This is a genomic window from Chryseobacterium sp. 2P (genome assembly GCF_059579425.1).
In genome coordinates, this window is record NZ_CM184194.1 from 3,921,661 (window position 1) to 3,938,439 (window position 16,779).

11 protein-coding genes and 1 rRNA gene are annotated in these 16,779 nt (G+C 35.7%); 6 read left to right on the forward strand and 6 right to left on the reverse strand.

Features of this window, described 5'->3' with window-relative positions:
* The first annotated feature begins 58 nt into the window (after positions 1 to 58).
* The gene (gene uvrC / locus AC52CF_RS17815; RefSeq protein WP_214588514.1) at positions 59 to 1,849 is read left to right on the forward strand and encodes an excinuclease ABC subunit UvrC; all 1,791 of its coding nucleotides are present in this window, start codon (positions 59 to 61) and stop codon (positions 1,847 to 1,849) included.
* Positions 1,850 to 2,038: 189 nt separating this feature from the next.
* On the opposite strand, the gene AC52CF_RS17820 is transcribed toward uvrC, so the two are convergent.
* From AC52CF_RS17820 to AC52CF_RS17830, 3 genes are read right to left on the reverse strand one after another with little or no spacing between them, the layout of a single operon-like run.
* Positions 2,039 to 2,791 carry a hypothetical protein gene (locus tag AC52CF_RS17820; protein WP_214588513.1) on the reverse strand — a complete coding sequence of 251 codons (753 nt, stop codon included), beginning with the start codon at positions 2,789 to 2,791 and terminating at the stop codon, positions 2,039 to 2,041.
* 12 nt (positions 2,792 to 2,803) lie between these two features.
* Entirely contained in the window at positions 2,804 to 3,886 is a 1,083-nt protein-coding gene (locus AC52CF_RS17825; RefSeq protein WP_076396673.1) for a putative type IX sorting system protein PorV2, read from the reverse strand.
* Positions 3,887 to 3,898: 12 nt separating this feature from the next.
* On the reverse strand, positions 3,899 to 4,777 hold the full coding sequence (locus AC52CF_RS17830; protein ID WP_214588512.1) for a DMT family transporter: 879 nt from the start codon (positions 4,775 to 4,777) through the stop codon (positions 3,899 to 3,901).
* A gap of 415 nt (positions 4,778 to 5,192) precedes the next feature.
* Between AC52CF_RS17830 and AC52CF_RS17835 the strand changes: the two genes are divergently transcribed.
* The 4 genes from AC52CF_RS17835 to AC52CF_RS17850 all read left to right on the forward strand — a co-directional run bounded on the left by AC52CF_RS17835 (position 5,193) and on the right by AC52CF_RS17850 (position 12,132).
* A complete protein-coding gene (locus AC52CF_RS17835; protein ID WP_214588511.1) occupies positions 5,193 to 6,821 on the forward strand; it encodes an acyl-CoA carboxylase subunit beta in 1,629 nt (542 codons plus the stop codon).
* A gap of 632 nt (positions 6,822 to 7,453) precedes the next feature.
* Positions 7,454 to 8,005, forward strand: a complete 552-nt coding sequence (locus AC52CF_RS17840; protein WP_290262426.1) for a helix-turn-helix transcriptional regulator — start codon at positions 7,454 to 7,456, stop codon at positions 8,003 to 8,005.
* A 961-nt stretch (positions 8,006 to 8,966) separates the two neighbouring features.
* On the forward strand, positions 8,967 to 11,501 hold the full coding sequence (locus AC52CF_RS17845) for a phage tail-like protein (RefSeq protein ID WP_496517524.1): 2,535 nt from the start codon (positions 8,967 to 8,969) through the stop codon (positions 11,499 to 11,501).
* Positions 11,502 to 11,613: 112 nt separating this feature from the next.
* Positions 11,614 to 12,132, forward strand: a complete 519-nt coding sequence (locus AC52CF_RS17850) for a phage tail-like protein (protein WP_214588508.1) — start codon at positions 11,614 to 11,616, stop codon at positions 12,130 to 12,132.
* A 149-nt stretch (positions 12,133 to 12,281) separates the two neighbouring features.
* On the opposite strand, the gene AC52CF_RS17855 is transcribed toward AC52CF_RS17850, so the two are convergent.
* Both AC52CF_RS17855 and AC52CF_RS17860 read right to left on the reverse strand, forming a co-directional pair.
* Complete coding sequence (locus tag AC52CF_RS17855; protein WP_214588506.1) at positions 12,282 to 13,721, reverse strand: AAA family ATPase; 1,440 nt, start codon at positions 13,719 to 13,721, stop codon at positions 12,282 to 12,284.
* Positions 13,722 to 13,764: 43 nt separating this feature from the next.
* Positions 13,765 to 14,886 carry a vWA domain-containing protein gene (locus tag AC52CF_RS17860; protein ID WP_214588505.1) on the reverse strand — a complete coding sequence of 374 codons (1,122 nt, stop codon included), beginning with the start codon at positions 14,884 to 14,886 and terminating at the stop codon, positions 13,765 to 13,767.
* Positions 14,887 to 15,295: 409 nt separating this feature from the next.
* Here AC52CF_RS17860 and AC52CF_RS17865 point away from each other — a divergent pair, with 409 nt between their 5' ends.
* A complete protein-coding gene (locus AC52CF_RS17865) occupies positions 15,296 to 16,258 on the forward strand; it encodes an IS256 family transposase, variant Zn-binding type (RefSeq protein ID WP_250902065.1) in 963 nt (320 codons plus the stop codon).
* A gap of 402 nt (positions 16,259 to 16,660) precedes the next feature.
* On the opposite strand, the gene rrf is transcribed toward AC52CF_RS17865, so the two are convergent.
* Positions 16,661 to 16,768: ribosomal RNA gene (gene rrf / locus AC52CF_RS17870) — 5S ribosomal RNA — on the reverse strand.
* Positions 16,769 to 16,779: the final 11 nt, after the last annotated feature.

A 16,779-nucleotide genomic window follows, 5' to 3' on the forward strand; every position in this document is an offset into this window, starting at 1 on the left:
TAAAGCTGCAGTATTTCTGCGGCTTTTTTTATGCTTCTAAATTCCGTAGTTTTGTTATATGAATCCTTCTTTAGAATTACAACTCAAAACTTTACCTTCCGAGCCCGGTGTTTATCGTTATTATGACAAAAATGATCAGCTTTTGTATGTAGGAAAGGCTAAAAATCTGAAAAAAAGGGTTCTCTCGTATTTCAACAAAAATCTTTCAGGGTACCGCATCAAAATCATGGTGGGAAAAATCCAGCGGCTGGAAACAACGATCGTTAACAGCGAATATGATGCACTTTTACTGGAAAATAATTTAATTAAGGAACATCAGCCGTTTTATAATGTCATGCTGAAGGATGACAAGACGTATCCGTGGATCTGTATTAAAAATGAAGATTTTCCGAGAATTTTTCTTACCCGTTCCAAAATTAAAGACGGTTCCGAATATTACGGACCTTACGCAAAAGTGCGTCCTGCAAAGATTCTTCTTGATACAATAAAGCATATTTACAAATTAAGAACCTGCAATCTCAATTTAGCTCCGAGTAAAATTGATGAAGGAAAATACAAGGTCTGTCTGGAATATCACATCAAAAACTGTGAAGGCCCCTGCGAAGGGCTGGAAAGCAAAGAAGATTATGATGAAAAAATAGATGCCATCCGCGGAATTATTAAAGGAGATTTCCGTAAAGCGAAAGAATATCTGGTGAACCAGATGATGAAATATGCAACAAATCTTCAGTTTGAAAATGCACAGATCATCAAGGAAAGAATTGATGCGCTTGAAGATTATCAGACTAAAAACACGGTGGTGAATCCGAGTATTGATGATGTGGATGTTTTTGGAATGACAAGTGACGAAACGGCTGCTTACGTTAATTTCTTTAAAATAAGGAACGGAAATATTATCCAGAGTTACACTACTGAGATCAAAAAAATCCTTGAGGAAAGCGACGAAGACATTATGGAGCAGGCTTTGGTGGAAATCCGTCAGAAATTCGATTCCCATTCAAAGGAAGTGCTTCTGCCTTTTCATCTGTCTATTGAAATTCCGAATGTAAAACTGATCGTTCCGAAAGTGGGCGATAAAAAACGAATCGTTGAGCTTTCCGAAAAGAATGCGAAAGAATACCGTTTAGAAAAATTAAAACAGGTTCAGATCGTTGATCCGGAAAGGCATACGAACCGAATTATGTCTGAAATGCAGAAATTGCTGAGAATGCCTGTTGAACCACGACACATCGAAGGTTTTGATAACTCAAATATTCAGGGGACAAATCCTGTTTCTGCGTGTGTTGTTTTTAAAGACGGAAAACCAAGCAAAGCCGATTACAGAATTTTTCATCCGAAAACGGTGGAAGGTCCCAACGATTTTGCTACAATGGAGGAAGTGATCTACCGCCGCTACAAAAGAATGCTGGATGAAGGGGAAGATCTGCCTCAATTGATTTTAATTGACGGTGGAAAAGGTCAGTTATCTTCTGCGGTAAAAAGTCTGAGACTTTTGGGATTATACGGAAAAATTACCATTGTAGGCATTGCAAAACGTCTGGAAGAGATTTTCTTTCCGGAAGATCCTATTCCTTTATATTTGGATAAAAAGTCTGAAACGCTGAAGATTTTGCAGCGTGTGAGAGACGAAGCACACCGATTTGGGGTGAAACATCACAGAACCAGAAGAAAAAATTCTACGATAAAATCTGAACTGGAAGAAATTCCGGGAGTTGGGGAAAAAACAATTGAATTATTGCTTTCAAAATTAAAATCAGTCAAGAGAATTAAGGAATCTAATCTTGAGACATTGGAGGAGATTTTAGGGAAAAGCAAAGCTAAAATAATTTATGATTTTTTCAACGAATAGAGATAAACATAAAATAAATTATAATTAATAAATAATTTTATGAAAATAATTTTTATAATATTTGTTAATTTAAATATTTTTTATAAATTAGATCAGGTTAACAATCACTTAACTCAAAAACTTCTTCATATTTAAATTTACAAAAAAAGTCCTCGTTATGAGGACTTTTGATTTTATGTATTATTGCTGTTACTTCTTATAAAATATTTCTTTGCTATAATCTCCGCCGGAAACAGGCATTTCAATCACGATATTTCCATTTTCGTAATAACCTAAAGTGGATTCTCCGTTTTGAAGTTTTACTCTGAAAACATCGCTTTTCGTTGTAGCCTTGAAAGTCGCAAACGGCGAAGAGCTGTTAGAATTCACCAGAATAAACTGAGAATTATCGATCTGGATCTTCTGAAGGTCTGTTTTTCCATTGCTGAATTTCAACGCCGTATTGTCTACAAATGAAGATGAGTTATTGGCAACAGTCTGTGCAGAAGTTGTGGTTACGGCTTCCTGAACTTTTGCCGGAGAAGTTTGCGCTACAGGATTAGCAGGAGAAATAGACACAAAAGTCTGTTTCAGTGCATCCTGATAACCTTCTTTGTATTCCTTAATGTTGGAAGCTCCTTTTGCAGATGAAACCACCTTATCGTTACAGTCTTTAAACTGAACCAAAACTTTGTTTCGTAAAAAACCACTGTCGTTGATGATATCTGCCATCAGAACATTGCACGGATTACTTTGCGCTTCAGCTGGCCATTGTAACTTATCCGAAGGAATTACTGTATAATTTTTACTTCTTAAAGTTTTTGTAAGCATTTCTCCCAAACCAAAATCTTCTTTAAATGTTGTAAATTTTGAAGGAAGAGAGATATATTTATAATCCGAAACCTTTTGTCCGAAAGCAAACATCGAACTGGCTGTTAATATGATAAGCGATATTTTTTTCATTTAATTTTAAATTTAATCGTTTCTGAACTGCCCGATATCCAGTTTCAGGGAAAAGAAATTGGAATAGAAATTAGATCCTCCGATTCCGGAATTGGTAATTGCATAATCCAGCGTAAGACCTCGGTATCTGATCCCGATTCCTGCACTTGGCTGGAAAGAAACTTTTCTTCTGAGATCCTCAATATCTGTAATCGACTGGAATCTGTTAACTCCCAATCTCACGAAAATCATTTTTTGGTAACCTAATTCTGCTCCTGCATATGGCGTTAAACTGGCAAAATCGGTAGAAACCAATGCGGCAGTTTTTGCGAAGTCTACGTTAATTCCCGCTTCTGGCAAAACGTAAACACTGCTGTTGATTTCAAACATTTTGCTTACGCCTGCATTTAATTTAGGCATCGTAAGTTCCATTTTATCTTTTGGCGCAGGGTTGAATTCTTCTCCGTTAACCACTGTGGAAAGTTCTTTCTGGTTGACGCTCCAGAAGTTCACGGTAGTGGTTGCATCTCTCAGCATCCCTCCCAGTTTCCAGCCGTTGTCCATTTTATAAATAGCTCCCACATCGAAACCGAAACCATATCCGTTGGCGAATTTCCCTACATTTCTGTAAACGATTTTAGCGTTAATCCCCACATCAAGCTTCTGATTTCCTCCCGGGTTGAATGCATAAGAAAGAATTGCGGCGTAATCGGACTGAGAGAATTTAGTGATTTTATCATAATCAATATTTCCTTCGGTGTCGATTAACTGTGTGGTATTTAATATATTATCTACTCCTAATCTTACAACAGAAACTCCGAAAACTCCCGTTTCCAGAACTTTGGCGTAAGCAAGGTAATCGTATTTTGCGATAGATTCGAAATATTCGGCGTGCATTGCTGCGCCCTGCCAGTCTTTTTCCACGCCCATTAATCCTGCGGGATTCCACATCGGAGAATAGACATCATCCTGATTGGAGATTACTGCGCCTCCCATCGCAAGACCTCTTGCTCCGGCTCCGATGTTCAGAAATTCGTTGGAATATTTTCTGATGATCTGGGATTGCGATATCCCGAAAACCAGAGAGAATGCAAGTAAAAAATATTTTTTCATCATATCAATTGATGCTTAATTTAAAGTTTTTTGTTTTTTAGCTTTTATCAATCCGTTAGCAATGATTGCCAGTATCATAACTCCTGAAGCGATGTAAAAAATCGGGCTCATGTGTTCTGATTCCCCAAAGATAAAAAAAGCTAGTATAATTCCGTAAACCGGTTCTAAATTAACTGTTAAAATTAATGTAAAAGGCGAAATATATTTCATGAGATTCACCGATTCCAACATCGGAAAAGCTGTGAAAACACTTGCCAGTACACCTATTAACGCAATATCGCGGTAACTTATTTCATTTATCGAAAAAAATTGTCCTGAGAAGAGATAGAATATTAATAAAATAAACCATCCTGAGAATATTTCATAAAAAATAATGTTTCCTGAGCTTGTTTTTCCAAACATCTTTCCGTTGAAAACCGAAAAAACGGTTCCGAAAATGGCACACAACACTCCGTAAAATATTCCTTCTTTGTACTGAAATTCTGTTTTAAATATTAATAAAATACAGGCGACAATTACCACTCCCATCACGACTTCCGAAATATCAATCTTTCTTTTGAAAATCAAAGGTTCCAGAATGGATGCAAATAAGGTGGATAAAGACAGACAGCTTAATGCAATGGAAACATTGGAAATTTTAATGGAGTAAAAAAAGCAGTACCAGTGAAGTGCCATCGAAAAGCCGATTGCAGCCAGCTGGAAAAATACTTTCTTCGAAACTTTAATGCTGTCTTTTTTAAAAACACGGATGTACACAAAAAGACAGATCGCCGCAAACAGCATTCTGTAAAAAACCAGAATGTCTGCATTTGCATGAATCAGCTTTCCCAAGATTGCCGTAAATCCCCACAAAAACACTATCAAATGCAATCTGAAAAGAGCCAATTTATGCATACCCTACCTTCTTATACTATTTTTGCAAAAATACAAATAGGTTTTACATTTCGTGTAATAATTTTCCAGTAAAACATTTTGATTTTGTAATAAAATTTAAACCATAAATCATTGTAAGAGAAAAAGGTTTGCGGTTCCTATTTAACATAAAATAAAAAAAACCCTGAAAATTTATTCAACTTTCAGGGCCTTCAAATAATAAACTATTAAAAAAATAAACTAGGAACTTAGAGGAAGTAAAGATTTCACTCTCACTTTCTCTATTGTAAAGTTAGCAAATTACGAACCATAAAAAATATATTTTTTGTTAAATATTTCATAAAATTCTGAAAACCAATTTATTAAACATTTGTTTACATCCATTTTCATTCCATGTAAAAAATAGTATCTTTAAACGGAAAAAATTGAAATTTTTATGGACATTGAATTCAACAAAAGAGAAGATCAGAACAGATTAAAATTATCCGAAATCAATCGCTTATTGACAGAAATTAAAAAGGGAGGTGGTGAAAAGAGGCTGCAGAAGCTTCGTGAAGAGGGAAAAATGACGGCAAGAGAAAGAATTGACTATCTTCTTGATAAGGATTCTGATTCCATAGAAATTGGTGCTTTTGCCGGATATGAAATGTACGAGGAGCACGGAGGCTGCCCAAGCGGGGGTGTTGTTGTGGTGATTGGGTATGTTTCTAAAAGACAATGCATCATTGTGGCAAATGATGCTTCTGTAAAAGCGGGAGCGTGGTTTCCGATCACGGGTAAGAAAAACCTGAGAGCTCAGGAAATTGCCATGGAAAACAGACTTCCGATTATTTATCTGGTGGATTCTGCGGGAGTTTATTTACCGATGCAGGATGAGATTTTCCCTGATAAGGAGATGTTTGGTAGAATTTTCAGAAATAATGCTAAAATGAGTGCTGCAGGAATTATTCAGATTTCTGCTGTGATGGGAAGCTGTGTTGCAGGTGGCGCTTATCTTCCGATTATGAGTGATGAAGCGATGATTGTTGAGGGAACGGGTTCTATTTTCCTTGCAGGAAGTTATCTGGTAAAAGCAGCAATCGGGGAAAGTATTGATAATGAAACTCTGGGAGGGGCCACTACACATTGTTCGATTTCGGGAGTTACAGATTACAAGGCTAAAGATGATAAGGATGCGCTGAACAGAATTAAGAATATCATGAAGTCTTTAGGAAGTACTGAAAAGGCAGGTTTTGACAGAATTGAAAGTGCTCAGCCGAAAGAAAAGACTGAAAATATTTTTGGGATCATGCCTGTTTCAAGAGCGGATCAGTATGATACCTACGATATTATAAAATGTCTTGTAGACAATTCTGAGTACGAAGAATATAAGCCTGATTACGGGAAAAGTATTATCTGTGCGACTGCCAGAATCGACGGCTGGTCTGTAGGAATTGTAGCGAACCAGAGAAAGCTTGTAAAAAGCGGAAAAGGGGAAATGCAGTTCGGAGGGGTAATTTATTCTGATTCTGCGGATAAGGCTACCCGATTTATTGCGAACTGTAACCAGAGAAAAATTCCTTTGGTGTTTTTACAGGATGTCACCGGTTTTATGGTGGGTTCTAAATCTGAACACGGAGGAATTATTAAGGATGGCGCAAAAATGGTAAATGCTGTTTCTAATTCTGTAGTTCCTAAGTTCACGATTATTACCGGAAATTCTTACGGAGCCGGAAATTATGCGATGTGCGGAAAGGCTTATGATCCAAGGTTAATTGTTGCGTGGCCATGGGCAGATCTTGCGGTAATGGGCGGTGCACAGGCGGCAAAAGTTTTGGCACAGATTCAGGAATCAACATTGAAAAAACAAGGAAAAGAAATTTCTGAGGAAGAACATAAAGAAATTCTGGATTCTATTTCAGCAAAATATAAGAAACAGACGGAAGCAACATATGCAGCAGCAAGGCTGTGGACGGATGCAATTATTAATCCTGTAGATACCAGAAAATGGATTTCTATGGGAATTGAAGCGGCGAACCATTCTCCGATTACTGAGAAGTTTAATCTGGGAGTTATACAGGTTTGATGATTAATTAATTACAATTGTAATTTGTATGCATGAATAGATTAATCTGCCAGAATTCTTTTTAACAGAAAAATGTTAAACAGCTTTCAACAAGATTAATTAGCCTGTCCGTTTAATAGAAATCAACTTATAATTTTTAGCTTTTTATTAATAGAATATCGATTCATTTAGCGATTTATCTATTTTGAAGGAAAGTGAGTTACGACATTTATTAAACGGGCATTCAAAATAATTTTATTATAAAAACACAAATAGTTATTATGCATTACAGAAGTCCACATTTTTCTTATCATGAAGCGAAAGGAATTTTAATAAGATTAAAAAGGCTTTTCAATATATATGCTCTCAGCCTTTGTATTGTGTTTATTTTTAACACTATACTTGTTTATACTTATGGTTTATACTTTTTAACCTCCATTCTGCTTACTTGTACAGCATTCATTTTATATTTAGTTCTTTCGAAAGCTATTTATTATTCACTCACATTCATGTATATTGCTTATGCTCTGTTTTCAGTGATCATATTTTATGTAAGCTCTTATGTGGGAATTAAATCCGGTATAGATCTGTACTATGTGAGCTTAATACTCTGTATTCCATATTCTGTTAATCTCAAGCTGCAATCCAGAAAAATGATGCCTATTTTCATTTTCATCTGCATTGAACTTTTAATTAATTTTTGTACAGACCATCGTCTTTTTTACAATCGTTCTTTGCCACAGGGACTGCAATCTAAAATATTTAAAATAAGTATTCTATTCAATATTTTAAACACGATTATCAGTACTATATTAATGCTTAATATTAAAAATTTTGTTCTCAAATTATATAAAACGAAAATAAAAACTGAGTCGAAATTACAGGAATTTGTAAATAAAAATAATGTTTCTCCTGATGATCTGTACGATTTAAATAATCTTGCCAAAGAAAACAGTTCTTTGTTTTTTCTGAAATTTTCTCAAACTTTTCCTTTTTTTATTCAAAAAATTAAGAAAAACTATCCTTCGCTAACTCACAATGAAATCATGGTATGTGCTTATCTGAAGCTTAATTATTCAACAAAAGAGATTGCTATCTATTCAAACTCGAGCTTAAGATCTATTGAGAATAAGAAGTACAGAATCAGAAAAAAAATAGAATTAGAATCTAAGGAGGATCTTGCTCTTTTTATTTCGAATTTCTAATTATAACTGTCCATAACTCTTTGGTATTTTTTGCAATATCAGGATTTAATGATTTTTATCCATCTAAAGCTATCATTTAAAGAATTGCTCTAAAACAAGCTGATTATACGAAGGATAAAGATAACCGAAGTCTTCAATGTTATCTTTTTTGATTGAATATCAGCGGTTGTATCTGTGTCTAATCTCAAAATTATTATTCGACAATTTCTACACACTTAGTTGTCTTCTTCAGGGTAATCTGTGAGTTATTTAAAGTCCGTGAAATATTTAAATCTTGATGTATTTTGAGATGGTTACCCAATCTTTTCCGTATTTGAATAAGTTTTGGCTAAAGCCCATTGTTTCTTAATTACTAAAATGAACTAAAGCCCAATCCTATTGATATTTTGTATTGTTTTTTCATCGAACTCATGTTCATTAAAATTCAGCTTTAAAAATTCAAATACTTCATAATACTGTCTCTTCTTTTTTATTGAAGAAACAGATAAAAATTGGGTCATCTATTTAAAAATGATTTTCGAATCATATTACTTCGTTTTCGTGTCGCTTTTCAATATACTTCATTGTACTTATTTAACATTTTGCCTACTCAAAAATAAATATAATTTACTCAAAAAATAAGTAAACCTATATTACATAAAAACATAATACACTGTAATTCAAAAATTTAAAATTCAAAAAAAATCACAAAGTAGATGTAAGTATATGGAATTTTCTCATCACAGGTTCATCTCTTTTATCTTTGAAACAGATGTTTAAAAAAACGCAGCCATACATTTTTCTTTATATTATGAATACAGAAAACAGCATATTATCAATTACAAAATAAAAGTAAAAGAGGTATAAAAACATCTATTATCATAGTATTAATTATAAAAGTATAAACCATTTATATTCTTTATTAAGTCAACACAGGCATCATTAAACACTAATTATTTTAATAAAATTTATAAACGCAGGCATGAAAAAAATGATATTTAAAAATGATATAAAGTATTTGTATACATTTATATTGTTAGCATTATTTATTCCGGGCAATATATTTGCTCAGGCGACATTAGAGTTTACTTCCGGAGCGGGGAACCCTACAGGTAGTGGTCCAACAGTTACTAATCAGGTTATTACCCTTCAAAAAAATACCGATAATCCTACAGGTAATACTTTTACAACATTTACGCCTACTACAACTGCTACATTTTCTTTAACAAATCAGGTACAAACAATGACTCCATCGCCGAATGTTGGAGTTGTGTTTGGCGGAACTAGCAATACAGCAGGATCATCTTTAGGCTCTTTTTCTCTATTTCCACTTATTAATTCCGTAGGATCTACAGGCAATACTAATTTCACTTCTGCAAATTCTAGCGCAGGTAGCGGGATAGAGGTTTCCGCAAATAGAAATATCACTGTTTATGTTTCAACATATCCCCTGCTTCAGGCTAATGCCCCACTTCCCTCAACTACATCTGTTAAATACAGATATGCAGATTTAGTAATTAATTTTAATAATCCCGTTAATAATCCAATAATCCATTTTGGAGGTTGTGGAGGAGGAACAGCAGGCGCTAGCGGAAGTTATTTATTACTTTCAGCAGAATTTGAACTTATGGATGCCGGCTTAACTTTAACAAGATTATCCGGATCTACAGAATTTACAGTTCCTACTCCATCCACCATTATAAATGGATCCAGTCAGTATAGTTCCGTTACGGGTTCTGGAGGTATGAGCGGATCAGTAAAAGTAAATGGGGAAAACATATCTTCTGTAACTTTTAGAATTTATTTAAGTGCTCAAGATAATTTATCTACAGCCGGATTACCTGCTGATTGGAATGCGGGTAATGGTTCTAATTTTCATACCGGAGATTTATTCACTATTGGTGTATCTGTGGGTGCTTGTAATGCAGGATTTACTGCTCCGGTATTAAGTGCAACCTCTATATCCAATACCTGCCCTGCGACAACAGTAGATCTTAATTCTATACATACAGGCACAGTACCTAGTGGATCCAGTTTAGTTTGGTTTACCGATAATGCCCATACTGGGACAGCCTATGCTACACCTGCTGCTGCTGCTGCTGCTGGTACCTATTACGCTTTCTATTACGATGCAGCCAATAATTGCTATAGCCCCGTATCTACACCTGTTATAGTAACCATTTCTACTTGCTCCGCAGCTTGTTATAAGCCAGCTGTTACATCAGGGACTGTACTTGATACTAAATTTGGTATTACGGCACTTGGCAGAGCGGGAGCAAATAATAGCAACTGGCCAATGGTAAGAAAAGGTGCATGGATTGCTCTGGAAGCCAAAACTAAAGGATTCGTTGTAAACAGATTGACAGCAGCACAAATAGCGGCAATACCTACTGCAAACTGCGTAGAGGGAATGATGGTATATGACACAACTAACAGCTGCCTGAAAATATATACCACTACTGATAATGGTGGTACATATAGCTGGCAATGTTTTAACACACAGACTTGTCCTGATGCAATTCCTATCGGAGCAGTTACAGGTATTAATTGTAATGGTGCTACGAATAATGGTATTCTTGTTTCCGGAACTACTGCTTCTGGCGTGAACTCTGTAATATCTTATACAGGAGGCAATGGTGCCGCTTATAGCGGACAGGTATTGGCTTCCACCGGTGTGACCGGACTTACTGCCACTTTAGCTGCAGGAAACTTTGCTTCAGGATCTGGAACGTTAACTTACGTTATTACAGGTACACCAAATAGTTCAGGCACTGCAAGTTTTACCATTAATATTGGTGGGCAGTCCTGTGTTTTAACAAGAACTGTTGCTGCCTCTGCAATAAACGTAAGAATAGCTCAATACGGACCATTTACCATCGGAAGTGCGGATCATCCTAATTTTAAACTTCAGCTTCTTAATACATCTAATTATGGACCTTCGGGAACATACACAGGAGCTTCAGGCTTTACCTTTACAGATATAACATCTACTCTTGGTACTCAAACGGCAGCACAGCTTAAAAGTAATTATGATATTATCAATACCGGATATCTTGCAATGACAGTTGCTCAGGCTCAAACTATTAAAGATTTTGTAAATCTCGGAGGTGTAGCAATTGTATTTTTAGACTCAACATCAAAAGACTTTTCATCCATATTCAATATTTTTGGACATACAGGAACTTCAGGAGATGGACAACAGCTAGCCACAGCTTCTTCTACAGAAAGTCTTAGCAGCTACTTTGGCAATACTTTAGGCGTGGCACTTTCAGGTTCAGATACTATGGGTAGAGTAATTTCATCACAGCTTCCTGCCGGCAGCAGAATTATAGCTACAGAAAATACAGGTGGGGGAATAGCAGTCTGGACAGTAGGAGGATATAACGGGAAAGTGATTTTTGTATGGGATGAAGGACTTTTCCGAAATCCTATCTCAGGAGCAAATATTGATACTGATCAGGAAAAATTTGTACATAATCTTATGGCTTACGCTATTGACAAAGCCAGAGGACTTTAAATGCAATTAATAAAAAAGATACATCTGTTAAACACAAGTGAGGAAGAGATCCTATTGCGGTAGAAATATCCTGCCGCAAAGGGTCTCAATAAAAACAATAATTTTTATACAAATGAAAAAGACCATATTATTCACATCATTATTTACCTCTTTACTTTCTTTTTCACAGGTAGCAATAGGTAAATCTAATATCACAAACCTATCTGTTTCTTTAGAATTTGGTAACGGAAACAGGGGCATATTACTCCCTTGGGTAACATCTGTCTCTAGTGTTACCGGTGCTGTAGATGGCACTATCATTTATGACATTACAGATAAAAAAATAAAATATTTAAAAGCTGGATCCTGGTTTGATCTTACGATAGATAATACAGGTATTGTTGACACTTCTCTGCAAAACACACTTACCGATGTATCTTCTGCCAAAACCTCGATAGGTACAAATGCAGCAACAGATTCTACACCTGGTATCCTGGTTCTTACCGACACAAATAAAGCAATGGTTTTACCAAAAGTTTCCAGTCCTCATCTTAATATCATTAGCCCATCTTCAGGAATGATGGTATATGATACAACAGCCCATCAGCTTGCCGTATTTAACGGTACGGTATGGAGCTTTTGGAAACCATAATCTTTCAATATTATATTATCAGTAGCCTTCAGCATAATCAATTGTTGTTATCTGTAAAGATTTTCTGCACTGCAATTTGGCTGGAGGCTTATTAAAAAATCCCCATAATAGATTGGCTCTTAATCATGGGGATTTTTTAATACATATTATTATGAAAAGAACACGCCCGTTCTGAATCTTTCCTTATTCAGTTTTTTATTCACAGCCAATCCCCAAAGAATAAATTCTTTTAAAAATAAAAGATCTTCAGGCTGTGTATTAGGTTGATATTTCTCAATGATATCGTCCAGCGGAGTGATTCGATTTAGATTTTTCGCGTAGACTTCGTCCGGAGATTCGTCGGTAATTTCTAAAAATCCGTCATCCTGTAAAAACCAATCGGTGATCTGGCTGAATGGTCCGTCTACATTCTTTTTCTCCAGTTTTTCTATTTTGGGGAAATACGTGGTAAACAAAGTTTTTACCGCATTATCTATTAAAAGTTGCGCCACAGATTCTGCTCCCTCCTGCTCTCCTTCATACACCAATTCTACCTTTCCTGTAATTGCTGGAATGACGCCAACAAAATCGCTCAGCCTTACTGAAGTCTTTTCTTCTCCGGTCAACAAGGCTCTGCGTTCTGCGGTACTTAACAAATTCTCGAATGCCGTGATGCTCATACGCGCACTTACACCACTTTTTGCATCTACATATTCACTTTCACGGGCTTCAAAACCAATTTGTTCCAGAAGATCTTTAGCCAAAGCCGGGACATACACTCCTTCTTTCTGTCGGCTGTCCAGACTGGATTCATATTTTGTAATTTCTTTCGCAATATTGATATTTTCAGGATAATGTGTTAAAATCTGCGATCCGATACGGTCTTTCAGAGGAGTAACAATACTTCCTCTGTTGGTATAGTCTTCAGGATTTGCCGTAAAAACAAACTGAATATCCAAAGGCATTCTCACTTTAAATCCACGAATCTGAACATCGCCTTCCTGTAAAATATTAAACAGGGAAACCTGAATTCTCGCCTGTAGATCCGGCAACTCGTTAATTACAAAAATACAGCGGTTCGCTCTCGGAATCATTCCAAAATGGATCACGCGGTCGTCTGCGTAAGAAAGTTTAAGATTAGCGGCTTTGATAGGATCTACATCACCAATAAGATCGGCAACGGTAACATCCGGAGTAGCCAGTTTTTCGAAAAATCTTTCATCGCGGTGAAGCCATTCAATGGGTGTATTATCGCCTTCTTTTTCAATTAATTCTTTTGCAAACCGTGAAATCGGGCTAAAAGGATCATCATTAATCTCGCTTCCGTCCACATAAGGAATCCATTCATCCAACAAGCTTGTCATCATTCTTGCCAGTCTTGTTTTGGCCTGACCTCGCAATCCTAATAAATTGATGTTATGCTTACTTAGAATGGCATGCTCCAATTGAGGAATTACCGTGTTTTCGTATCCGAAGATTCCCTCAAATACAGATTCTTTATTTCTAATTTTAGTTTTTAAGTTATCCCGTAATTCGTCTTTAATATGTTTTGATGTATAACCTGATGCTTTCAATGCACCAAGCGTTTTTATTTCTGGCTTTGCAGTCATTGTATTTAAATCTAATTGATAATTTTTATTGAGTTATAAATTTCTAACGGATTCTCTTTTTGCGGTTGGTTTCATAATCTTCAAAAATCATGTTCCCCAAACCATTCAGACCGGTGTAAAAAGCTTTTCCATGATTGGCTTCTGTAAATTCGCGTACAAAATGCTGTAAATAAGAATCCTGAGCAATCATGAAAGTAGTAATCGGGATATGGAGTCTTCTTGCCTGAGCTGCCATATTATAACACTTCTGAACAACATAATCATCCAGTCCGTAAGAATTCATATAATAAGTACCATCCGGTTCGCGCACACAGCTTGGCTTTCCGTCGGTAATCATAAAAATCTGTTTGTTGGTATTTCTTTTTCTCCGAAGAATATCCATTGCTAGCTGAAGCCCCGCAACGGTATTGGTATGATAAGGCCCCACCTGCAGATAAGGAAGTTCCTGAATTTTTACAGACCATGCATCATCCCCGAAAACAATAATATCTAAAATATCTTTCGGATAACGTGTTGTGATTAATTCAGCGAGTGCCATCGCCACTTTTTTAGCCGGCGTAATACGGTCTTCACCATACAGAATCATACTGTGGCTGATGTCTATCATTAAAACAGTGCTCATTTGTGACTGATGTATGCTGTCTTCAACAATCAGATCATTTTCCGTAAGATGAAAATCTCCGATACCATTATTGATTTGTGCATTCTTTAAACTCTCCGTAATAGAAATTTTTTCTACAGCATCTCCGAAATTATAATTTCTGAATTCTCCGGTTGAGTCTTCACCTGCTCCGCTTTTATTCGTTTTATGATTTCCGTTTCCGCTCTTTTCAAGATTTCCGAATATTTGTTTAAGTGCCTGTTTACGAATATTCTGTTCCATTTTTGCACTTAAGGTAACTCCATTACCACTACCATCAGGATTAATTTCTTCCCTAATATATCCTTTCTTCTTAAGATCTTCAATAAAATCTTCTATTATGTATTCAGGAGTGGTTAATTGGTATTCTTCATCAAGCATTCGAAGCCAGTCAATTGCTTCATCAAAATCACCTGAAGTATGCGTCAGTAAATCCGTAAAAATTTCCAGCAATCGTTCAAATACAGATCGTTCCGGTTCCTGATAAGTATTAAACCTAAAACCTCTTACAATATGCTCTTTCATATTATAAATTTACGATATAAATCAAAAAGCCTTAAGAGATTTAGTCTATTTTACTTTTTAAGAATAAAAATAATTGAATTAAAGAAAAGTTATCCACCACTTTAAGTAAAACGTTTTTGGTATGCGAAATATTTATTCATGAGCTTATTCCCGCTATCCACTTTATCTTTTTGGTTTCTATTGGAGCTAAGTAATGAGCAATGAGCAATGAGCAATGAGCAATGAGCAATGAGCAATGAGCAATGAGTAATGAATAATGAATAATGAATAATGAATAATGAAAGATAATTGATGAATGAGGCATAATACTGAAAAATAGTTGGTAGAATCCTATCAAAACCTCATTGTTAGGCTGCTTGGAGGAAGTTTTATGAAACGTGTTTCATAAAACTTTTTCTTTGTCTGAAAAATGGCAAAAAAACGTTGTTGGTCTTGTTCAAGCCTGGAGGTAATTCGTTGGGGAAAACAAGGGGGAAAGCAAAGATTTAAATGTAAAAATTGCGGGATTTTATTTACTCAAAACAGAACGGAGCAGAGAATTAAAAATCGTTTTATCTGGTTCAAAAAATGGGTATTGGAAAGGCAGACCTACAAAACGCTTTGCAGAGACAGCGGTTATTCGAAAGATACTTTGCAGAAAACATTTTATACCATTTTAGAGCAGTCTCCTACCTTAAAGATCATCAAACGGGAAAAGGTGAATTTAAGAATGGATGCAACTTATTTTGCTCAGTTCTGTTTAATTGCTTATCAGGATGATTTTGATGGATATACACAGCTTATCCGTTTTACCGATGGAGAACATTATGAAGAAATCAGGGAAGATTTAAACAATCTTTTACGGCTGGGCGTAAAGCTGGAAAGCATTACTACAGATGGACATAAAAGCGTTTTGAAAGCCATAAATAAATCTGATGGAGACATCATTACTCAGAGATGTCTGGTTCATATTCAGAGAATGTGCCTGATCTGGCTCACAAAGTTTCCTAAACACATTGCCGGTCAGGAACTTCGAAAACACGTTTTATTATTACTGAAAATTAAAACACAAAACGATAAAATCTGGTGGAAAAATGAACTCAACGACTGGTATTTGAGACATCAGGATTATATTAATGAAAAAACAATTAATCTTGAAACCGAAAGATACTGGTATACCCACAAGCTTATCAGACGATCGTATTTTACTATAAAACGGGCATTGCCCAATATGTTTCATTATCTGGAAAATCCCAATATTCCTAAAACAACCAATGGTATTGAGGGATATTTCAGCCATTTAAAAAATCATCTCGACCTGCACAGAGGTCTCACATTGAAAAACCGAATCAATTTCATCAAATGGTATATTTATTTTTCTAACGAAAAATAGAGTTTTTTTAGCCATAAGGTTCATCCGATAATAAACGAAAAGGTGAGGGAAACCTCACCTTAAAACTATCGTTTTGAACATTAATCCTATTGCTGAAAAGTTGATCTCCACCAGTGCTTTTGTCCTCTTCGGATTAACATCCATAATTTATTAAAATATATCCTGAATTTCACCAACTATTTTTCAGTACATTACCTGAATGATGATTGATTATATCCTGGGGTTTCTTTACTTTTTACTTTTACTTTTTACTTTCACTTGTTCTTGTTTTTTTACTTGGCTCTTTTCCCTTTTTACTTTTTCCTTTTCACTTGGCTCTTTGGTTCTTCCCTGAAGTTATTCTTTGAGTTATGGGCATAAAAAAAGTCTCATAGAATTTAATCTATGAGACTTTTAAATAAAAACTGGCGGCGACCTACTCTCCCGCTTTCGCAGTACCATCGGCGCTGGTGGGCTTAACTTCTGTGTTCGGAATGGGAACAGGTGAGCCCCACCGCTAAAACCACCCTAAAGGTTGTATA